The organism is Streptomyces musisoli (assembly GCF_016741855.1).
Classification (GTDB): Bacteria; Actinomycetota; Actinomycetes; order Streptomycetales; family Streptomycetaceae; genus Streptomyces; species Streptomyces musisoli.
In genome coordinates, this window is the sequence record NZ_JAERRH010000008.1 from 264670 (window position 1) to 281849 (window position 17180).

Annotated in this window: 31 protein-coding genes; 1 reads left to right on the forward strand and 30 read right to left on the reverse strand. The window is 72.2% G+C overall.

Annotated features, from left to right (window positions below):
* Window positions 1-68 precede the first annotated feature (68 nt).
* The 14 genes from JK361_RS22590 to JK361_RS22655 all read right to left on the reverse strand — a co-directional run bounded on the left by JK361_RS22590 (window position 69) and on the right by JK361_RS22655 (window position 8666).
* On the reverse strand, window positions 69-740 hold the full coding sequence (locus tag JK361_RS22590; protein ID WP_201821121.1) for an HK97 family phage prohead protease: 672 nt from the start codon (window positions 738-740) through the stop codon (window positions 69-71).
* Window positions 737-1084, reverse strand: a complete 348-nt coding sequence (locus JK361_RS22595; protein ID WP_201821123.1) for a hypothetical protein — start codon at window positions 1082-1084, stop codon at window positions 737-739. Before JK361_RS22595 ends, JK361_RS22590 begins: the two co-directional genes overlap by 4 nt.
* Window positions 1085-1086: 2 nt before the next feature.
* Window positions 1087-1338 carry a hypothetical protein gene (locus JK361_RS22600; protein ID WP_201821125.1) on the reverse strand — a complete coding sequence of 84 codons (252 nt, stop codon included), beginning with the start codon at window positions 1336-1338 and terminating at the stop codon, window positions 1087-1089.
* A gap of 2 nt (window positions 1339-1340) precedes the next feature.
* Window positions 1341-3668 carry a phage portal protein gene (locus tag JK361_RS22605; RefSeq protein WP_201821127.1) on the reverse strand — a complete coding sequence of 776 codons (2328 nt, stop codon included), beginning with the start codon at window positions 3666-3668 and terminating at the stop codon, window positions 1341-1343.
* A 13-nt stretch (window positions 3669-3681) separates the two neighbouring features.
* Window positions 3682-5034: a phage terminase large subunit family protein gene (locus JK361_RS22610; RefSeq protein WP_201821129.1), complete on the reverse strand. Its 1353-nt coding sequence runs from the start codon at window positions 5032-5034 to the stop codon at window positions 3682-3684.
* A complete protein-coding gene (locus JK361_RS22615) occupies window positions 5031-5447 on the reverse strand; it encodes a hypothetical protein (protein ID WP_201821131.1) in 417 nt (138 codons plus the stop codon). The genes JK361_RS22610 and JK361_RS22615 overlap by 4 nt, the downstream gene beginning before the upstream one ends.
* Window positions 5448-5572: 125 nt before the next feature.
* The gene (locus JK361_RS22620; RefSeq protein ID WP_201821133.1) at window positions 5573-5806 is read right to left on the reverse strand and encodes a hypothetical protein; all 234 of its coding nucleotides are present in this window, start codon (window positions 5804-5806) and stop codon (window positions 5573-5575) included.
* 32 nt (window positions 5807-5838) lie between these two features.
* Entirely contained in the window at window positions 5839-6291 is a 453-nt protein-coding gene (locus tag JK361_RS22625) for a hypothetical protein (RefSeq protein ID WP_201821135.1), read from the reverse strand.
* A 125-nt stretch (window positions 6292-6416) separates the two neighbouring features.
* Complete coding sequence (locus JK361_RS22630) at window positions 6417-6554, reverse strand: hypothetical protein (protein ID WP_201821137.1); 138 nt, start codon at window positions 6552-6554, stop codon at window positions 6417-6419.
* A 77-nt stretch (window positions 6555-6631) separates the two neighbouring features.
* The gene (locus JK361_RS22635; RefSeq protein ID WP_201821138.1) at window positions 6632-7003 is read right to left on the reverse strand and encodes a hypothetical protein; all 372 of its coding nucleotides are present in this window, start codon (window positions 7001-7003) and stop codon (window positions 6632-6634) included.
* A complete protein-coding gene (locus tag JK361_RS22640; RefSeq protein WP_201821140.1) occupies window positions 7003-7509 on the reverse strand; it encodes a hypothetical protein in 507 nt (168 codons plus the stop codon). The genes JK361_RS22635 and JK361_RS22640 overlap by 1 nt, the downstream gene beginning before the upstream one ends.
* Window positions 7510-7521: 12 nt before the next feature.
* Window positions 7522-7668 (reverse strand): hypothetical protein, encoded by a 147-nt coding sequence (locus JK361_RS22645; RefSeq protein ID WP_201821383.1) that lies wholly within the window; start codon window positions 7666-7668, stop codon window positions 7522-7524.
* A 3-nt stretch (window positions 7669-7671) separates the two neighbouring features.
* Complete coding sequence (locus tag JK361_RS22650) at window positions 7672-8487, reverse strand: DUF2637 domain-containing protein (protein ID WP_201821142.1); 816 nt, start codon at window positions 8485-8487, stop codon at window positions 7672-7674.
* Window positions 8484-8666: a hypothetical protein gene (locus tag JK361_RS22655; protein ID WP_201821144.1), complete on the reverse strand. Its 183-nt coding sequence runs from the start codon at window positions 8664-8666 to the stop codon at window positions 8484-8486. Before JK361_RS22655 ends, JK361_RS22650 begins: the two co-directional genes overlap by 4 nt.
* A 187-nt stretch (window positions 8667-8853) precedes the next feature.
* Between JK361_RS22655 and JK361_RS22660 the strand changes: the two genes are divergently transcribed.
* Window positions 8854-9144 carry a hypothetical protein gene (locus JK361_RS22660; RefSeq protein ID WP_201821146.1) on the forward strand — a complete coding sequence of 97 codons (291 nt, stop codon included), beginning with the start codon at window positions 8854-8856 and terminating at the stop codon, window positions 9142-9144.
* 54 nt (window positions 9145-9198) lie between these two features.
* Here the strand turns inward: JK361_RS22660 and JK361_RS22665 are convergent, their stop codons facing one another.
* The 16 genes from JK361_RS22665 to JK361_RS22735 all read right to left on the reverse strand — a co-directional run bounded on the left by JK361_RS22665 (window position 9199) and on the right by JK361_RS22735 (window position 17107).
* On the reverse strand, window positions 9199-10527 hold the full coding sequence (locus tag JK361_RS22665) for a hypothetical protein (protein WP_201821148.1): 1329 nt from the start codon (window positions 10525-10527) through the stop codon (window positions 9199-9201).
* On the reverse strand, window positions 10524-10649 hold the full coding sequence (locus tag JK361_RS42100; protein ID WP_268983157.1) for a hypothetical protein: 126 nt from the start codon (window positions 10647-10649) through the stop codon (window positions 10524-10526). Before JK361_RS42100 ends, JK361_RS22665 begins: the two co-directional genes overlap by 4 nt.
* Entirely contained in the window at window positions 10649-10978 is a 330-nt protein-coding gene (locus JK361_RS22670; RefSeq protein ID WP_201821150.1) for a hypothetical protein, read from the reverse strand. Before JK361_RS22670 ends, JK361_RS42100 begins: the two co-directional genes overlap by 1 nt.
* A 24-nt stretch (window positions 10979-11002) precedes the next feature.
* The gene (locus JK361_RS22675; protein ID WP_201821152.1) at window positions 11003-11614 is read right to left on the reverse strand and encodes a WhiB family transcriptional regulator; all 612 of its coding nucleotides are present in this window, start codon (window positions 11612-11614) and stop codon (window positions 11003-11005) included.
* A gap of 49 nt (window positions 11615-11663) precedes the next feature.
* Window positions 11664-12080 carry a hypothetical protein gene (locus JK361_RS22680; RefSeq protein WP_201821154.1) on the reverse strand — a complete coding sequence of 139 codons (417 nt, stop codon included), beginning with the start codon at window positions 12078-12080 and terminating at the stop codon, window positions 11664-11666.
* Window positions 12077-12874, reverse strand: coding sequence for a hypothetical protein (locus JK361_RS22685; protein ID WP_201821156.1), 798 nt, complete (start codon window positions 12872-12874; stop codon window positions 12077-12079). The genes JK361_RS22680 and JK361_RS22685 overlap by 4 nt, the downstream gene beginning before the upstream one ends.
* A gap of 80 nt (window positions 12875-12954) precedes the next feature.
* Window positions 12955-13392, reverse strand: coding sequence for a hypothetical protein (locus JK361_RS22690; RefSeq protein ID WP_201821157.1), 438 nt, complete (start codon window positions 13390-13392; stop codon window positions 12955-12957).
* Entirely contained in the window at window positions 13393-13632 is a 240-nt protein-coding gene (locus tag JK361_RS22695) for a hypothetical protein (RefSeq protein ID WP_201821159.1), read from the reverse strand.
* Window positions 13629-14120 (reverse strand): RusA family crossover junction endodeoxyribonuclease, encoded by a 492-nt coding sequence (locus tag JK361_RS22700; RefSeq protein WP_201821160.1) that lies wholly within the window; start codon window positions 14118-14120, stop codon window positions 13629-13631. Before JK361_RS22700 ends, JK361_RS22695 begins: the two co-directional genes overlap by 4 nt.
* Complete coding sequence (locus JK361_RS22705; protein ID WP_201821161.1) at window positions 14117-14365, reverse strand: hypothetical protein; 249 nt, start codon at window positions 14363-14365, stop codon at window positions 14117-14119. The genes JK361_RS22700 and JK361_RS22705 overlap by 4 nt, the downstream gene beginning before the upstream one ends.
* Window positions 14362-14910, reverse strand: a complete 549-nt coding sequence (locus JK361_RS22710; protein ID WP_201821162.1) for a hypothetical protein — start codon at window positions 14908-14910, stop codon at window positions 14362-14364. The genes JK361_RS22705 and JK361_RS22710 overlap by 4 nt, the downstream gene beginning before the upstream one ends.
* Complete coding sequence (locus tag JK361_RS22715; RefSeq protein ID WP_307787305.1) at window positions 14907-15785, reverse strand: Rad52/Rad22 family DNA repair protein; 879 nt, start codon at window positions 15783-15785, stop codon at window positions 14907-14909. Before JK361_RS22715 ends, JK361_RS22710 begins: the two co-directional genes overlap by 4 nt.
* The gene (locus JK361_RS22720) at window positions 15782-16069 is read right to left on the reverse strand and encodes a hypothetical protein (protein WP_201821163.1); all 288 of its coding nucleotides are present in this window, start codon (window positions 16067-16069) and stop codon (window positions 15782-15784) included. The genes JK361_RS22715 and JK361_RS22720 overlap by 4 nt, the downstream gene beginning before the upstream one ends.
* Window positions 16069-16329, reverse strand: coding sequence for a hypothetical protein (locus tag JK361_RS22725; protein WP_201821164.1), 261 nt, complete (start codon window positions 16327-16329; stop codon window positions 16069-16071). The genes JK361_RS22720 and JK361_RS22725 overlap by 1 nt, the downstream gene beginning before the upstream one ends.
* Entirely contained in the window at window positions 16326-16565 is a 240-nt protein-coding gene (locus JK361_RS22730; protein WP_201821165.1) for a hypothetical protein, read from the reverse strand. The genes JK361_RS22725 and JK361_RS22730 overlap by 4 nt, the downstream gene beginning before the upstream one ends.
* Window positions 16565-17107, reverse strand: coding sequence for a hypothetical protein (locus JK361_RS22735; protein ID WP_201821167.1), 543 nt, complete (start codon window positions 17105-17107; stop codon window positions 16565-16567). Before JK361_RS22735 ends, JK361_RS22730 begins: the two co-directional genes overlap by 1 nt.
* Window positions 17108-17180: the final 73 nt, after the last annotated feature.

Here is a 17180-nt window from a genome sequence, read left to right on the forward strand (position 1 = left end):
GGGCGAACGGCAGCTTCCGCGCGAACGCCATCCGCCACTGTGCCTTGGACACGAACCGGCGGGCCATCTCACGCACCTCCCACCGTGGTCAGCCGCAGCAGCGCCGCCCGCCGCTGCCGCTCCTGCATCTGCCGCTGCTGCTCCTGCTCGTGTGCGAGCGCCGTGTCCCGGCCGTGCTCGCGGTCGTACTCCGCCAGTCGCTCGGCGAGCGTGGGTTCCCCCGTCTCGGTGTAGAGCGCGCCGAGCGCCGATCGCACCGTCTTCAGCTTGGAGCCGGGCACAGCCGCCATGCGTGCGGTGATCTGAGAGACCTCCACCAGCCGTGCCGATCGGATGTTGTTCAGCACGTCGTCTCGGTCCTCGTCCGCCATCTCCGCCAACTTCTTCCAGTCCGGCAGGTCGGTTCGGACGAATCCAACGGAGAGTTCCCGGGCGGACCCTGATCGGGCCATCACGCGGGCGTCACGGCCGCGGGCGGTGTCGTCGTACCGGCCGCCGATGTGAAGAAGGTTGCTCTGTTCGTCGGCCCGGAAGGTGCCGATGGGGTCGTACGGGCTGTGCATCCACAGGTAGGCGTACGAACCCTTGTCGATGCCGCGCCGGAATACGCCCGGGTGGAAGGTGGTGCCATAGCTGTCCTTCTTCCCGTACTGGCAGGCAACGCCCTCGAACGTGCCATCGTCGTCCTCGCCTACGCGGAACTCTGCCGTGTCGAATACGCGGAACTCGATCTCGGTCACTGGTCCTCCTTGGCCTGCTTCAGCGCGTGCTCGGCGTAGACCTCGGCCACGCCGTTCATGACGTCTCGGTGGCTGCTGCTCAGCTTGGGCGCGTACCGGTACACCGCCCGGTTCTGCCGGTCGCGGCCGTCGTACTCGTAGACCACCTGACCGCCCCCGAACGTCATGAGCTTGGGCAGTTCGCCGTCGACGTCCGGCCGTACGACGATGTCCCGCTTCCCGTCGAACGGCCCTCGGCGCACCTCGGCGAACGGGACGCCCGGCGGGCAGTAGGCGCCCTGGTACTGGGCGTGCCCGGCGGGCTGGAGGATGGCGCGGACCTCGCCGCGCAGCAGGGTCGTCATGGTCAGGACTCCTCACGCTCGGGCCAGTGCCAGGAACCACCCGGCGGCATCCCCGCGCCGTCCGGCTCGTAGTGCGCACAGCTCTGGTTGAAGAACAGGCCCTCGGGGTTCAGCACGGCGAGCGATACCCCGCGGCCCTCGGTGCCGGGGTGGACTTCCGTAACGATCGCCGCCCGGCACTGCGAGGTGTACTCGCCGCTGGGGGTGCCGTAGCTGACGTAGTGGACGATGCGGCCCACGGTGGGTTTGGGCATGGTCAGGACTCCTCGAACTCGAAGGTGAGTGCGCACCGACACTGAATGGACTGGGCGGCCGGGGCGGTAGGGTCCGCCGGCCACCTGCTCTTGGTGAGGGTGAAGCGTTTGTTCATCGGGACGGCGCGGCCGTTCTCCTGCCGGTGCGTCTCGCGGGTCCGCTGGTCGGCCGTGGCAAGCCACGTCTTGCGGGTGGCCCCGGCGTCCAGGGCGGCGAGCCACGCCGAGGCGTTGTAGCCGCCCACGGTCTCGGTGCGGGCGATCATCGTGGCCCGGTAGTCGCTGAGGTTGGTGAACACCTGTTGGATGCGGGCGCGCAGCTCGGGCACGCTCTCTCCCTCGGCGACGCCGTGCGCGAGGATCTGCGAGCGGAGCACCTGCTCGGTGGTGGCCGTGACCTGCCCGGCCAGTTCCTCGATCCGGTCAGCGAGCGCGCGGGCTACGTCCGGCTCGTCCAGATCGAACGTGCCGGTGATCGACGTGCCGCCGCGCTTCCACGCCCGCTCGATGAACGGCCGCAGCAGCGCCCCGGTGCGGCGCCTCCAGTACCGCGGATCGAACACGTCCCGCACCCGGATGCGCTCCTCCCACCCGTCCGGACCGGTGGCCACATCCATGTCGGTGAGGCGGGCGGCCTGCACCTGCTCGGGGTCGGGTGGGGCAAGGGTGAGCGTCTGCTCTCGGGCGAGGGCGCACGCCTGCGCGCGGGTCTCCTCCAGCCACGCCGCGGACCGCTCGGGCTTCTTCATCAGCCGGTCAAAGTCCCGGAGGACGCGCTCGCGCTGCTCCCGGGCGAGGGCCTGCACGGCGCGCCGCCCAACACCCTCCAGCTCCTCGTACGCGTCGTTGATGTCGGCGAGCGACGGTGACGACGGGGTGTCGTCCGCGCGGGTCAGCTCGGGGCGTCGGGGCGTCGGACGGCCGTCGACCTGCGGCGGTGCGACGCCGAGGAGTCGGGCGAGCGCCGACTCTACGGCCCGTTCCACCATGGCGCCGACGTCCGGCGACGACGGCAGCAGACGGGAGAAATCGGCGTCCCACGAGCGAGCCTCGTCCGTGCCGGCCTGCCCCTGCACGGGGGCGAACTGGCTCCGGTACGGGGTGAGGGTGTGGGCCCCGATCCCGTCCGGCAGCGGGTCGTACCCCAGTTCGGCGCGCGCCTCGTCAATGGTCAGCGTGTCCGAGTACACCGACGCCCGGGTGCGGTTGGCCACCGAGTCTTGCGAGTCCTGAAGCGCGTCCACCCCGGACAGATCGAACTGCGCTTCTTCGGCATCCGAGGGCAGCAGCCGCAGGTCAATCTCGCTGGCGATCATCTCCAGCTTCGGCTTGATCGTGTCCGACCACAGCGTGGCCTTGGCCGCGCTCCGGTTCTCGTACGTGGTCCCACCGAGGAGGTAGTCCCGGGGCACGCCGAACGCGAGCATCACCTCCTCAGCGTTCGCGACGCGGGACTCCAGATACTCCATCTCCTCGGCCGTGAACGTCAGCCGCTCGTACCCGATGCCCTTCCCGCCGGCCTGCCCGCCGCCCGGTGTCGACCGCACCAGCAGCGTCTTGCCGGCAGCCTCGGGGCCCTGCATCGAGGAGCGCCACGCGGCCTTGGTGGCGGTGAACTCGGCCTCGCCCATGTCGCCGAGGTAGACGATGCCGCTCGGTCGGGCACCGTTGGCGTACGAGGAGCGCTGCCACTCTCGGGCGAACGCGTCCATGTCGACGGCGTGCCGCGCAGCCTTCCACGGGGCCAGGCAGCCGAGCGGGTCGAACGGGTGCGGGTAGCGCAGCCAGAGCATCTCCTCGGGCAGGACCGGCACCTGCACGCCGTCCGCCCGCCGGATGATGAAACCGACGAGGTTGGCGATGGTGGGCTGCTGCGCGAGCGGCTTGTCTACCACCACGTCGACCGCGTCATACACGAGGTGCGCGGCGGCCACGGGACCGAGCCCGGTCTCACCACGGCCCAGGTGCACGAAGCTTTGGCCGGCAAGCTCGGCCTGCATGAGCGCGAGGTACTTGAACGCGCGCGCCGACATGTTGTCGTTGGGCCGCTTGTTGAAAAGACGCGCCACGTCGTGGCCGTCGATGAACGAGCCATCGGGCCGGGCCACCTGGAGCGGCACCGATGATCCGTTACTGGCGATGGCGTCCACGCACCGGTACGCCACGGCGCTGTTCGAGAAACCGCGGGCCTCGGCGTCCAGGGCGAGCGTGAGGGATTGTTGTCCGCCGATGCTGGCCACGGTGACGGGCGCACGGTCGCGGAGCGCGGCGAGGTCCACGGCCCGCCGGCCGGCCGCCCTCCCGAGGGCCCTGTTCCTGTACTGGCTCACGTCGTCGTTCCTCCTAGGCGACCGCGGCGAGGTTGCCCGCGGGGGCGAGCATGAGATCTGTGAGGGCCCACACGTAGGCGTCGAGCCGGTCCGGGCTGGAGTCGCCGGGCACCCACGTGACGAGTTGCTCCTCCAGCTCGGGCAGGCTGCCGACGATGTGCGCGCTGCCCTGGTCGGTGAGCGCGGCCACTGGCTCAGCGCGGGTCTGCTTCCCCCGCGAGGCGGTGACTGTGCGGTAGTTCACGGTGGGGTCGACCTGCCTCACGACCGCACCGATCCACTCACCGCCGTTGTTGACCTCGGCCACGATCGCGTCGGCCCGGTGCTCGTGGTACGCCTTAATCGCCTTACGGGCAGCCTCCACCGGCGGCATGCGGCCGGACAGATCATCGAGGGCGTACCCGTGCTGCCGGGCGAACCCGTTGCGGTCCGGGATGTACGCGGCACCGCGCCCGGCGACGATGATCCCCATTTCGTCGGCGTCGTCGGTGGACGTCGCCGCAGGGTCCATCGCAACGACGACGCTGGCCAACGGGGGTGCGGCACCGACGCGGGCGGTGTCGAGTCCGTCCCGGGACCACAGCGCGCCCTCGATGTCCTCCAGGAGGATGCCGTCGAGTTCCTGGGCCTCGGTGCGGGTGCCGGCGTACTTGGCGATCAGCTTGTCCCGCTGCTCCTGCGGCAGGTGGACCGCGTCCCGGGTGCGGCCCTGCGTCCGGATGACGTCCGGCCGGCGGGTGAGGGCGATCAGCTCGGTGCGTGGCTTGGGTGTGGTCGACGCGATGTAGTGGGGGTTGGGTCCGATGCGCAGGCCCATCTCGCTGTGGGTGATGGCCTCGCCGAGGCGGCGCTGTGCGGCTACCTCCTCCATCCACACCAAGCAGCGGTTACCACCGGCGCGCAGACGCTCCACGTCGTCGGGGGTGTGCGCGCCGAACAGCTTGGCCTCGGCCCCGTTCGGCCAGCGCGCGAAAGTTCCGCCCGCCGTGGTGCGCAGGACCACCCGCGGGTCGTGGGCACGCAGGCCCGAGGGCCCGTTCACGCAGGCCTCCACGGCGTCGCCCTGGGTGGGGGCGATGATGGCCATGCGGTGACCGCCGCGCAGCCGCGGGTCGCACGGCGGCCCATTGACGTGGGCGACCATGTACCGGGCGCACCCGTCCGTCTTGCCGGTGCCTCGGCCGCCGAGCTGGAGCCACCAGCCAAGGGTCTCGATGTGGTCGGGCGGGACCTGCCACGGGTACGGCGTCCAGCGGTCCCAGCGGCGCTGCCACAGCCGGGCGCGGAGTTCTGTCTCCAGGATCTCCAGCTCTTCCGGGCTGAGTCCCTGGAGCCGGGCGGGCAGGTCGTCCAGGCTGAGGGTCACGGCGCCTCCAGCGCGGCGATCTCCTCGGCGAGCGCCATGACGCGGGCGGTCATCTCGTCCGTGACGGTGGCGTTCACGCGCACCGGGGCGTACAGGCCGAGCAACTTGGCTTGGTGGTCGAGGAGCCGGACGAGGGCCTCGTTCGAGCGGACGTCACCCTTCACCACGCCACGCATGAGTCCGTCGATGGCGACGCTGATGACGGCCAGTTGTTCGCCGAGGTACTGCCGGTGCGCCTCGGCGGCCTCGGCGGCGAGCCGCTCCACGCCGCGCTTCCAGGCCTTGTGCGCGTTCTTCACGTCGCAGCCGAGGCGCTCGGCGATCTGCCGGAACTCCAGCCGGTCACGGGTGCGCAGGAGCACGGCCTCGTGTTCGCGCACGAGGCCGATGTCCCGGTTCTGCGCCGTCGGCACCCGCCACCTCCCTGCTCTGGAAGGTACGGATTTCGGGCGCGGCAGGATCTTGGGGTCTGCAATCCGCGGGGTACGACGACGCCCCGACGACGCTGGTCGACGGGGCGTTGGGGCTGTGCGGTGGCTCAGGCTGCGTCGTAGAAGGCGTCCATCTGTACGTTCAGCTCGGCGAGGTCCGGGTGTTCGGCGACGTCGCGCGCGATGCCTGCGTTGAAGGTGCTGGCGAAGTCACGCATGGCCTTCGTGGTCATCACCAAGGCGGCGACCATGTCCTGCTGGGCGGCGGCCACGCGGAGCCGTCCGGCGGCGATCCGGTGCAGTCTCGCCCGGAGTTCGTGTGGGTCGATGCTGTCGCTCATGGGTCTCAGTCTCTCGCGGATCGGGCTCGTCGTCAGCAGGCGTCGTACTTCCAGGCGTCGCCCTCCAGCTTCCACACCTGCGCCTGCTGCGCCAGCGCCGGAAGGCCCTTCACGCCGTACGACACCCGGGCCAGCGTCCCGGACACCTCGGCCTGCACGTCGGTCGCCGGGTGGTCGGCGCCGTACATGTCCTTCGCCTGCTTCAGCTCGGCCGCGTACGACGCCCGGTCGACGGCCTTCGCACAGCGCGCGGACAGCATGCCGTACGCGGTGTCGGTGTCGGCCGCGAAGTAGGCGGCGGTGTAGGTGCCGACGGCGGCCTTCACGTCGTCGGCCTCGTGGGCGGCCGGCACGCTGACGGTGGGCTCGGCGACGGGTGTCCCGCTGTCGCTGGCGGCCGGGCTGTCGTCGTCGCTGGACGAGCAGGCGGTGAGCGCGAGGAGCGCGGCGGCGGTGAGCGTGATGGTGGTGGCGCGGGTGCGCATGTGTCCCCCCATGGGCGGTGTGGCTGGAGGGGCATGGTGCCATGGCGGGCATGGGTCGGGCCCCGCCTACGGGGGATTTCAGCGGGGCCCGGGTCTCAGTGTGGCAGTGGGGTGTGACAGCCGCCCTACTTCTTCTTCGGCTTGCCGGGGACCGGCTTGGGCTGCGTCTTGACCCAGCCGCCGCGGGACTCCGAGTAGTCCGTCTCGTGCCCCTTCAGTCGGGGGTCGTCGGCGGGGATGGGGCGCTTGAATCCGAGTGCCATGATGGCGTTCCTGTCTCGTGGTTGGGATGGGACCGGGGCGGCCGGATCGCCTGGCAGCAGTCGGCCGCCCCGGGGTCTTAGGCGTGCGTTTCGTCGCCGGTCGGCTGAACGTGCACGTGGGTGCGGACCGGGTTGGTCGCATCGGGGGTGAGGTAGATCACCATCCCCTCTCGGTGTACGAGAGTGGTCTGACCTCCCTCTTTGTCGTGAGGGGAGGGGAGACCGGTGGGGGAGGGGAGGGGTTGGTACGTACCTTTACGGCGGCGGGCGGACCACCACACGGCAGCCACGCCGGCCAGCCAGACCGCGAGGATCCCGCCCTCGGCCGACACGGCGAACACGGCCGCGAACCCGGCGCCGCCGAGGACGAGCAGGGCACACCCGCCCGCGAGCGGGCTGCGCTCCTCGGGGGCCACGCCGCGCGTCGGCCGGTCCTCGTGCTCTGCCATCACAACGCCCCGTAGACGCCGCCGCCGAGCCAGTTGACGGCCTGCGCGAGCGGGGCCGCGGCGAACCCGGCAACACCCGCCGAGGTGCCGAGGCAGAGCCCGCACCACATGCCGCGCTTGAGGTCGCTGCCGTACCGGGGCTTCTTCACCAGCACAGCCATAACCGCCGTGAGGATGAGCACGATGGCGCCGCCGGTCTGCGTGAGCGGCAGGTAGGTGACGGCGCCCGCGCGCTGGCCGGACTGCCCGCCGACGCCCCAGACGAGGGCGACGTCCCCGAGCCAGTTCGAGATCCACCGGGCGGTGTCGGCGGCCCAGCCGATGAGCCCGCCGACGCCCAGGGTCGTGAGCGCGCCGTAGGTCCAGCCGAACAGGAACGGGAGCAGTGCCGCGGCGTGCCCGACGGGATCGGAGCGCAGCGCCTTGAGCCCGGGGTACCAAGCGGCGAGGTGGTAGGCGAGGACGAGGAGTCCGACGGTGACACCGCCGAAAGTCACGTACGTCATGGGAAGGGTCCTTCAGCGGAGGACGGCGACGCCGAGCGCCGCGAGGGTCAGGATGAGCGCGCACGTCCCGGTGATGGGCGGGACGGTGCGCAGGTCGACCAGGGCGAGGCCGAGGACGGCGGCGCAGGCCGCGAGCGGGAAGAGCAGGGCGAGCAGCACGGCTCAGCCCGCGCGGCGGAGCGGCGACGGCCGGGTGGGCAGCTTGGCCAGCTTCGGCTCGTGGCGCTCGACCTCGGCGCGGAGCACGCCGCGCAGGGTGGAGCCACCCGGGACGGCGAGGCCCGCGCCCTCAATGGCGGTGCGCATCTCGGTGGTGGTGGGCCGGTAGCCGTCCTCGTACAGGGCGCGGATCACGGCGCAACGCCGGTCGCTGTACTCGATGGCCGGCGGCTGCGGCGGCTGCTCCTCGGCCGGGGGCTCGATCGCCTGCGGCTCGGGGGCGGGCGGGACGGCCGGGGCCTGCTCGGGCCTCGGCGGCACGACCGGGCCGGTCGACTCCTCGGCGCGCTCCACCGTCACCGTGACCGGGGCAGGCTCGGCGGCCGGGCGGCGGGCGAACCAGACGTGCAGCTGACGCATGAGCGCGCCGAACGCGAGCAGGGCAGCGACCGGCGGGACCGCGGCGACGGTGTACTCCAGCGGCCGGGCGTGCGCGCCGACACCGGCCACGTTCAGCGTGATCGAGCCGAGCGCGCCCACCGCGGTGAGTGCGATGGCCCAAGGGTCGACCTCGCGCAGGTACGAGGCGCGCAGGATCAGCAGCTCACCTGCGAGGTAGAACAGGTCCAGCACGGCCGGCCACGCCCACGCGCGGGCCGCGTCTACGCCGAGCCCGTTGCCGGCGGCGACGTCGTGCAGGTGGTGATACGACAGCCAGAACGCCACGCCGGTGATGGCGGTGATGAGTACGGCGGCGCCGATGGCGAGGCCGAGCCCGGCGGCGGCGGTGGTGCGCGGGGTCTGCTCCTCGGCCTTCACTGCTGCCGTCCGACCTGCTTGGCAGTGTCGAGGATGCGGCCGGCGGCGGCGCGGGCCCGGTCCTCGGTGGCGGTGTCGCCGCGGCGGGCGGCTGCGTCCGCGGTGTCCATGAGGGAGTGCGCGGCGCGCTGGAGGCGCTGGTATTCCAGCGCGGTGTGGGTAGGCTGCTGCTCAGCCATGGAGGTCACTCTCCGGTGGTCAGGCCCCCGTTCGGCGTTCGCAGCGCCTGCGGGGGTCGTTCTGTTGTGGGGCGTCGTCGGGCGTCGTCGGCCCGTCGTGACGCGGTGTCGGGTAGCCGACACGGTGGAGCGTACCCGACACGGGCCGGTGTGTGCAGACCTACGCTCCGGCGGGGAGGTAGCGGGTATGGCCGAGGAGCAGGGGACGGACGAGGCGCGCGCGGCAGCGGACGGCGTCCTCGAGGCGGTGCGTGCGGCGCTGCGCGGGCTGGAGGCGATCCCGGACGCAGCGGTACGCGCGCGGGCCGCGGGCCTCGTGCTGCGCGAGTGGCCGGCACAGCGGAGCTTGCCGAAGGAGATCCGACAGCAAGCGGTCGACGCGCTGCACTCGGGGCAGGGTCTCGACTTCCCGGAGATCGGTGAGCTGATCGACACGGACCGGTCGCGGGCGTGGCGCATCTGGAAGGGTCAGAGCTGACGGCATGACGACGCCCCGTCGTCCGGGTGGGCGACGGGGCGTTGACGTGCGTCGTTACTTGATCCGGTTGGGGCAGGTGTCCCAGTGCATTCCCTCCAGTGACCACGTGCCGCATCCGCCGAGTTCACTGGTGCACGTGCTGGGGTTGCGGTGGCAGAGCGCGCACCGGTGGGTGCCGTGGGCGGAGCAGCGGGCGCCGGGCTCGGGGAAGCACGGGCCGTCGTGGGCCGGGCACGAGTCGACGTAGCGCTGTGCCTCGGGGGTGGGCTGCTCGGTGCCGTCGAGGGCCTCGGTGGTTGGGCACGGCCACGGCGCGCTCATGCTGTCGGACTCGCAGCCGGAGCAGGCTGCCGCGGGCCCGCTGGTGGTCTGGACGGTGGTCCGGGTGTGCAGGGCGCGCACCCGGGCGACGGCGGCCTGCGCCTCGGTTAGCTCGGCGTACAGCAACTGGACGTGCCTGCGGTTCCCTGCGGCCACGGCGCGCGCAGTCTCGGCCTCGCGCATCTCGGTCTCTACGTGCTGCCGGAGGGTGCGGGCCTCGTCCTCGGTGAGGGTGCGGCCGTGCTGGACGCGGGTGACGAGAACGAGGAGGGACTCGCGGCGCGCCCATCGGAGCGTCTGCTCCTCGTCGGCGAGCGCGGCCGAGGAGTCGGCGGGGTACTGGGTGCAGCCGCCGCACACACCGCCGATGACCGGGGCGTCGGGGTGCTGCGCGCACGGCCCGGCCGCCGGCTCGGCTCCGTCGAGGGCGGGCCGCAGGATGTCTTGCACGTCGCTGCCCTGCTCGCCGCAGATGGCCAACGCATCCCGGATGGCGCGCTCCAGCTGGCACACGCGCGCATGGGCCCGCTCGGCGCGCTCCCTGCTCTGCTGTGCGGCACCGTTCACCATGCGGTTCGTGCGCTTCATTCGATCGATCGTGGCGCGGGCCCTGTCGCGTTCCTGCTTGGCCTCGCGCCACTGCCGGTTGCGAAGGCTGATCTGCGCCCACAGGTTCTGGAGCTGGGTGGGGTCGGCGCCGTTGGCGCGGAGCCCGGCGCGCAGGGTGCGCAGCTCGGTCTCGGCGATGTGGGCGCGGCGGCGCTGCTCCTCGGCGGCCTGCTCGGCGGTCTCCTCTCGGTCGATGGCGTCGTTGGCCCGCTTGTGCTCGTACTCCAGGACCGCGCGCATCCGCTCCAGCTCATCGGCGGCCGGCGTCTGCTGCTCGGTCCAGGTGGTGTACGCCTTGGCCGGGATGTGGTGCGCAATGGCGACGGGCGACGACGCCCCGTCGACGGGTTGCTGATCGGTGGACGACGGGCCGTCGGCGATGCGTCGGACCTGCGTTGTCAGGGCGTCGAGGGCGCGGACGACGGCCCGCGCGTCCGGGCTTGTCTGGCTCACGAGGTGCGGTCCTTCCGCGGGTGGTCGGTGGTCGGGGTGGTGCGCCACGGCGGGTAGAGCCAGTGGGCGAGGGTGATGGCGCTGAGGCTGAAGACGAGGACGACGTAGGCGAGGACGGCCATCACGGGCGGGCCTCGCTGGTGGGTGAGTGGAAGCGGCCACAGACGCACCGCGGGACGGTGCATCCGACGTCGTTGCGGTGCCAGTTGAGGGTGTGCGAGCACGCGTCACACGGGGTGGCGAGGTAGGCGGCAGTGGGCGAGATGCTGACGGGCGGCAGTACCTCGCGGCCGATGTAGACGGCGACGCGCACGGCGATGGTGGCGGCGAGGTCAGCGCAGCCGGCCGGGGTGCCGAGGGTGAGCGGGGTCTCGTGCAGGGCGTCGGTGATGATGCGGACGAGGGGCCCGAGTTCGGTGAGGTCTGGTTCGGCGGTGGTGGTGCGGTCCATGGTCAGTCCGTTCGGTGGTGGTGGTCAGCTGGCGATGCGAAGGGGCTGTGCGCCCGCAGGAGCGGCGCTCGCGGCTCCGGGCGTCCCGGGCGCCGCAGACGTCCCGCGCGCACGCCCACGGCGCGGAGGGACCGCACGACGGCGCGCTTTCGACTTCTCCCGGCGCTTCCCGCGGCACGCCTCGCACGCCTCCTCCCCCAGCAGCCGGTGAAGTTCGTAGCCGCGGACCGAGCCGCCGGCCGCGTGCTCCTCGGCGAGCCGGGCCCGCCGCTCGGCCGTGACGTGCTCCTCATGCGCCGCCCGGCACTCCTCGCACGGCTGCTCCCGGTACCCGAAGTGCGCCCGGTACGCGCGCTCCGAGCCGCACAGCAGCCGCACCCGGCCGAACTCGTCCAGTCGGCACGGCTCCCCCGTCCAGAACTGTCGGCGGTCCGCGGCCGTCGTCCCGCCCCACACGCCGCGCAGCTCGGGGTTGTCGAGGGCGTACTGCGCGCACGGCTGTTGGAGCGGGCACTCCCGGCACAGCGCCTGCGCGAGGGCGCGCTCGGTGCTGCTCTTGCTGAACCAGAGGTCGGGGTCGGTGGTGCGGCAGGGCAGGCCGGGGGTGGTCGGGGTGAGGTCGTGCAGGCTGGTCATTCCGGCGCTCCCGGGGGTTGGTCGTGGGGCGGTTGGTCGGCGGTGCTGGTCAGGTGTTGTCGGCGATGGCCTGCGCGAGGCCGAGTGCGAATTGCTGGCGGGCGCGCAGGGGCATGTCGGGGGCGAAGGCGAAGTGGATGCGGATGACGGGGCCGTTGTCGCCGTCGAGGTTGATGACGTCGGGTGAGGGCTCCAGGCCGTCGGCGCCGAGGGCGACACCCCACGTCGACACCGGGGCGGTGAAGGTCATCAGGTCCTTGATGCGGTGTGCGGCGTCCTTCAGCTGGTCCTCGCTGAGCAGGTCGCCCCACGTCGGTGTCGCGTCGTCGGTCGTCCGCGAGGGCATGTATGCCTCCCGAAGGTGGTGCGCGATCTCCTCGGGGGTCGGGAGTTTGCTCAGGGAGTCGTGACACAGCCCGGCCTCGCTGCGTAGGTCGTCGTCGGTGTACGGGCGGCTGGTGGTCATGCGCTGTGCCTTTCGTGGTCGGTGGTGGCGAGGTGGGGTTCGCAGCGGGCGTGCACGGTCCGGCCGGGGCGGTGCGGGTCGGGGAGGATCGGCCGGCCGCATACGGCGCAGCGGGTCCACGTGGTGGGGTCGTCGTGGTGGGTTTCGTGGTGATCGCTCTGGTCCTCGGGAGCGCCCACTACCTGAGGTTGGAAACCGACATCAGCCCCGCCTTGGGAACCCCATGGGTACCCCCCTGGGTTGTTCGGGGCGCTGTCCCCCGAACCGTTCGGGGCGCTGTCCCCCGAACTCATACGGGGCGCTGTCCCCGGAACTTCTTCCGGCGTACCGGCGGTAAGTTCGGGGCGCTGTCCCCCGTTCTGGTTCGGGTCGCTGTCCCCCGAACTTTGGTCCCACCCCGGGGCCCGCTTCCGGGCGGTCGACCGGAGGTAGTCCTCGGCGGCCTGCCAGTCCGGCCACGGAGACACGACGAGCGCGTACCGGGTCGGCTTGCCCCGCTTCCGCTCGCCGAGCACCCGGACGACGCCGGCCCGGATCGCGGCATCCATGTAGCGGCGGGCGTCTTTCTCGTCGCAGCACGCGGCCTTGGCGATGTCCTGAATGCGGATGGGCTTGCGGTCCGAGGCGAACGCGATCTCCCCGCTGGCGGCAGCGAGGTTCCGCAGCTGGCACAGGAGCAGGGGCAGGCCGGACCGCCGTAGGTAGGCGGACATCTGGCGCGTCCACTTCCACGACAGAGCGTTGCCGTAGGCGTTCGGCACGCTGCCGGGTGCGGCCTGCTCCTCAGTGCTCACTCGGGTCTCTTCTCACGCGGGGTGGGGCGGGGCCAGCGGGCCCGGGACGGCGCGGTGTGGGGCCGTCCCGGGCCGTGGGATCAGCGGACGTACTCGGCGCGGCGCCGGTCCTCCACGCGCCGCTTGTGCTCCTTCAGTTCGGCCTCGGAAGGCTTGGTGTCCGTGACCGCGGAGAGGTGGGCGTCCGGCCGCTGCGGGCCCTCGCCGATCTCGTCCAACGTCCCGTCCATCTGCCGGGCCCTCCACATCGCGCGCTTGGCCTCCAGCAGCGATTCGGCGTCCTCGTCGGACCTCGCGACCTCGCAGCCGGTGACGCGCACCTTGACCTGCGGGTCTTTGTCCTCGCCCTCGGCGTGGCCGGTGTAGGACTTGGACGTGAGTTCCACGATGGCGACGACGACCGTGCCGGGCTTCTCGAACAGACCGCGGCGCATCTCGCGCGGCATCGACGCTTCGATGGAGGCGGCGGCCGAGTCGAGCTTGACCTCGGGGACGTCGGCCGGGGTGAGCTTGGGCATCTACAGGGTTCCTCTCGTGCGGTAGGCGGCGGCAGCTTCCGCGGCCTGTTGGGTGAGGGCGAACTCGGCGCACACCTTGTGCGCCGGTTTCATGCGCGAGTCGCGGAGGTGGGTGGGGAATCCGCAGTAGCGGCAGGGCTGTTCGGTGGCGGACCAGTGCGAGGAGTCGCGCCAGTCCAGGAGCGTCCCGGGGACGTACTCGGGCTCGGGTGGGGCGCGGCGCCCGCGGCGGGTTGTCACGGCGCCGGCCGGTAGCCGAGCGGGTCCTCGCCGGGGGCGAGGCCGCGGACCACGAGGACCAGCTGGCCGCCCTTCACGACCCGGCCGAGGCGCATGTCCGGGCCGAGCACGCGGGTGTGGTCGTCGTCCTCGAACAGGCCCGCGTCGACCAGTCCGTCCGTGGCCGACTTGAACGACGGGTACCAGTTCGCGGGGTCCGCCCGGCGACGGGACGGCGGGTGCAGAACACCGAGGATGTGCGCCCGGGGGAACAGCGGGCCGGCCGCGGCGGCGAGCGCGTCCATGAGCGACGGGCACTCGGTCACCGCATCGCGTGCGGCTCCGCGCAGGGCCTTCACGTGGCGGTCCCGGTCGTGTCGGTTCAGCCGCTGGTTCGAGTTCAGCAGGAACAGCCCGGCGGGCAGTGCGATGACGAACGGTGCGGGCCGGGGCCCGGCCGCCACCACGGCGGCCGGACGCTCCGGTTCAAACAGGGTCGGGGTGGTCACTCGGCACCGCCCGGCGGGGTCGGGTCGGTGGTGAGGGTCCGGCACGTCAGGCAGATTCGGCCGCCCATCCGCAGGAAGCTGTGCAGGGTGGTCTCCCTCTCGGCCGGGCACCATGCGGTGTCCGTTGCGAGGGCCTCCACCGGGCGCAGCATGGCGACGGTCTCGTCCGTCCACCGCGGGTGGTTGGCGCGGCGGCGGCCGGTGCCCGGCCGGGTGAGGTGCCGGATGCGGGAGAGCAGGCTCACGACGTTGCCCCCGATCCGGGCTCGATGGCGGCCGGGCCGGTCACTCCAGGCAGGGCAAGCGCGCCCTCCTGCCACGCCTTGGCGATGCCCTCCCGGCCCCCCGGCTTGAACCGCAGCGAGTGATTGCGTGAGCGGGTTGCCTTCACCTCCACACCCGGCACGTCGTGCATCTCGCCCGTCTCGATGTTCACCACCCGGGCCACACCGGCGGCCGTCATCTCGGCGAGCACCTTCTCGGTGAACGCCGGCCGGACCTCGGCGACGAATCGGCGGGCGATCTCGGCGGGGTACGCCTCCATCACCCACGCCTGGAACTTCTCGGCGTCGGTGATCTTCGCCTCGGGCTTGGGGTCGGTCAGGGAGAGCGTGGCCACGGCGGTGCCGTCGGGCAGCGCGGCCGACACCTGCCGGGTGCCCGTCTGTTCCTCGGCCGCATTGAGTGCGGCCTGCGTCTCGGCACGAACGGCCTTGAGTCGCTCGGTGACGACGTCGGCAAGGGCCTTCAGCGTGGCCTCTTCGCGGGCCAGTTCACGGAGGTTGCTCATGCGGCGGCGCTCCCGGTCATGAGGTCGCGGGCCTGCCGGAATTCGGCGGCGGTGCCCTGCTCGATGGGGTGGCCGAACGCGGACTCGAACTGCGCGGGCAGTCCCTCGGCGAAGTCGACGGCGCGGGCGGCCTCCCACATCGCATCCATGGCGGCCTGCCGCTCGTTGGGCCCGGCGGCCGGCATGGTGCCGGTGCGCTGCTGCTGCGGCGGGTCCGGCACGGCGGTGGGGCCGGGCGGCGCCGACTGCTGCGCGGTGGACGCGGCGGTCGGGGGCGTCGGCTCCGGGTCCGGCGACGGGTCGCCCTGCGGCGTCGGCTCCGGGCGGACCTCGCTGTCCTCCGACTCGGCCACCGGCTCTCCCATGTACGCCAGCGACCGCAGCACCACCGGGGCCTGCGAGCCATCGTTGTACAGGGAAAGACCGAACTGGTCGCCGAGGTTGACCGCGCAGCGCTTCAACGCCTGTGACAGCGCCGTCTTCATCGCGAGGTCGTGTGCGTCGCCCACCGAGGGCTGGTTGACCGCGTCGCCTGCCGCGGCGTCCTCGAACACCGTGAGCGGACGGCCGTCGACAGCCTTCACTGTGAGCCGGACCTGCGCCCGGTACACGATTGTCCAGGCGGTGTACGTCGGGCCGTACTCCTCGCCCGCCTTGTTCTTCTTCCGGTAGTTCGGGTTCCCGTTCTCGTGCACCAGGTCCAGCGCCATCGTCTCGACGGTGAACCCGTCGAAGCCGAAAATGCGGATGAGCTGGCGACGCACGTCCCAGGCTTCGAGGTGGGACATGCCGCGCAGGTGTCGTACCCGCTTCTCGCTGATGGGACTGAGCAGGACTCCCACCTGCTGGTCGGTCAGTCGGCTAGTGGTGCTCACGAGGCGCCGCCCTTCCTGGTGATCGGGGTGTAGTAGCGGGCGTTCGGCTCGTCGTGGAGACGCAGATGACCCTGCCGGGCGCGGCGAGAGAGGAACGCGCGGGCGTCCTCGCGGTAGAGGCGGCGGCCATACCGGACGGCGTAGAGCTGCTGCACGCGGGCGGTTGTCCACTGCCCGCCCCAGTTGCGGATGGCGGTGTCGAGGGTGCGATCCCAGTCCGGCGGCCACCCGGGGGCCGGGCCGGCGGCCGGGGCCTGAGCCCCGGCCTGCGCGACGGTCGTCATCAGGCGGTCTGTCCCTTCGGTTTCGGCTTCCACACGCCAGCGGTCTCGGCCCACGCGTGGAAGTCCTCCAGCGGCATCCCGCCCGCGTCGGCCGCGTGGTCGTTCAGCGCGGTCGCGGCGGCGGTGGCGAGCTGGGCGTGCGCAAGCGCCTCGGCGGCGAGCGCGGCACCTACGGCCGGGTCGGCGCCGTCCCCGTAGGTGAAGCGGTGGGCCATGCCGAGGAGGCGCTCGGCCTCGCGGTAGTGCTCGGGGCCGGTCATGAGCGGCCGTCCTCTCCAGTGGTCGTGGGGAAGTAGGTGCGGCGGCCGGCGGTCTCAACGGCGGTCAGGAACCCACGCGAGGACAGAGCCCGCAGGTCCTTCCGCGCGGTGTTCCGGCCGGCCGTGCCCCACGGGCTGGCCGCGAGGATCTGCGCGGCGCGCTGCGTGGTGATCGGGGCGGTCTCACGCTGTATGGCGGCGAGCAGCCAACCGCGGCGGGTGATCGTGTCCGGCATCAGCTGGCGTCCTTCCGGTCGAGATTCGGCAGGCACTCGTGACGGGCGGCCATGGCCACGAGGTCGAGGAGCGAGCGGGGGCCGGTGCCCTGCGCGCCGATCGCGCCGCAGGTCCGGCACCGGTACTCCCCGGCCACGCCGTGGCTGCCGTCGCTGGTGCTGATCACTGCTTCAAAGTCCTGGAGCAGCCACCCGGCGGCACCCGCGTGCTCGCGGCCGGTGCCGTACCCGGAGCGGTAGACCGGGTCCGTCTCGGCGTCCGCGACGGCCATCACGGCGCGGGCGAACCGCTCACGGTCGTCCCGGCGCTCCAGCTGCGCGTACGTGTCGGCCTCGCGCAGGGCGGTGATGTACCGCTCGATCCGCTCGGCGGGGTACGCGCAGTCGCGGCTGCCGGCGACTGTCGGCCGGCTGCTCTGCTCCCGTGCGTCGTCCCGCTCGGCGTCGTACTGCGCGAGCAGGTCCCGAGCGATGGCGTTCGGCTCGGCACTGTCGGCGTAGTAGACGCGGAGCGCGCGCTCGATGACGTCGCGGATGCTCATCGGCGGCCCCGCTTCCAGCGGATCACCAGCGTCGGCGCGTCGCACCAGCAGTAGATGAGGAAGACGCTCAAGA

What these genes read in the sequence shown, in the direction of transcription:
- JK361_RS22595 (WP_201821123.1), bottom strand. Translation starts at nt 1,084, where the DNA reads ATGACGACCCTGCTGCGCGGCGAGGTCCGCGCCATCCTCCAGCCCGCC.
- JK361_RS22600 (WP_201821125.1), bottom strand. Translation starts at nt 1,338, where the DNA reads ATGCCCAAACCCACCGTGGGCCGCATCGTCCACTACGTCAGCTACGGC.
- JK361_RS22620 (WP_201821133.1), bottom strand. Translation starts at nt 5,806, where the DNA reads ATGAGCGACAGCATCGACCCACACGAACTCCGGGCGAGACTGCACCGG.
- JK361_RS22625 (WP_201821135.1), bottom strand. Translation starts at nt 6,291, where the DNA reads ATGCGCACCCGCGCCACCACCATCACGCTCACCGCCGCCGCGCTCCTC.
- JK361_RS22630 (WP_201821137.1), bottom strand. Translation starts at nt 6,554, where the DNA reads ATGGCACTCGGATTCAAGCGCCCCATCCCCGCCGACGACCCCCGACTG.
- JK361_RS22635 (WP_201821138.1), bottom strand. Translation starts at nt 7,003, where the DNA reads ATGGCAGAGCACGAGGACCGGCCGACGCGCGGCGTGGCCCCCGAGGAG.
- JK361_RS22640 (WP_201821140.1), bottom strand. Translation starts at nt 7,509, where the DNA reads ATGACGTACGTGACTTTCGGCGGTGTCACCGTCGGACTCCTCGTCCTC.
- JK361_RS22655 (WP_201821144.1), bottom strand. Translation starts at nt 8,666, where the DNA reads ATGGCTGAGCAGCAGCCTACCCACACCGCGCTGGAATACCAGCGCCTC.
- JK361_RS22660 (WP_201821146.1), top strand. Translation starts at nt 8,854, where the DNA reads ATGGCCGAGGAGCAGGGGACGGACGAGGCGCGCGCGGCAGCGGACGGC.
- JK361_RS42100 (WP_268983157.1), bottom strand. Translation starts at nt 10,649, where the DNA reads ATGGCCGTCCTCGCCTACGTCGTCCTCGTCTTCAGCCTCAGCGCCATC.
- JK361_RS22670 (WP_201821150.1), bottom strand. Translation starts at nt 10,978, where the DNA reads ATGGACCGCACCACCACCGCCGAACCAGACCTCACCGAACTCGGGCCC.
- JK361_RS22675 (WP_201821152.1), bottom strand. Translation starts at nt 11,614, where the DNA reads ATGACCAGCCTGCACGACCTCACCCCGACCACCCCCGGCCTGCCCTGC.
- JK361_RS22680 (WP_201821154.1), bottom strand. Translation starts at nt 12,080, where the DNA reads ATGACCACCAGCCGCCCGTACACCGACGACGACCTACGCAGCGAGGCC.
- JK361_RS22690 (WP_201821157.1), bottom strand. Translation starts at nt 13,392, where the DNA reads ATGCCCAAGCTCACCCCGGCCGACGTCCCCGAGGTCAAGCTCGACTCG.
- JK361_RS22710 (WP_201821162.1), bottom strand. Translation starts at nt 14,910, where the DNA reads ATGAGCAACCTCCGTGAACTGGCCCGCGAAGAGGCCACGCTGAAGGCC.
- JK361_RS22720 (WP_201821163.1), bottom strand. Translation starts at nt 16,069, where the DNA reads ATGACGACCGTCGCGCAGGCCGGGGCTCAGGCCCCGGCCGCCGGCCCG.
- JK361_RS22725 (WP_201821164.1), bottom strand. Translation starts at nt 16,329, where the DNA reads ATGACCGGCCCCGAGCACTACCGCGAGGCCGAGCGCCTCCTCGGCATG.
- JK361_RS22730 (WP_201821165.1), bottom strand. Translation starts at nt 16,565, where the DNA reads ATGCCGGACACGATCACCCGCCGCGGTTGGCTGCTCGCCGCCATACAG.
- JK361_RS22735 (WP_201821167.1), bottom strand. Translation starts at nt 17,107, where the DNA reads ATGAGCATCCGCGACGTCATCGAGCGCGCGCTCCGCGTCTACTACGCC.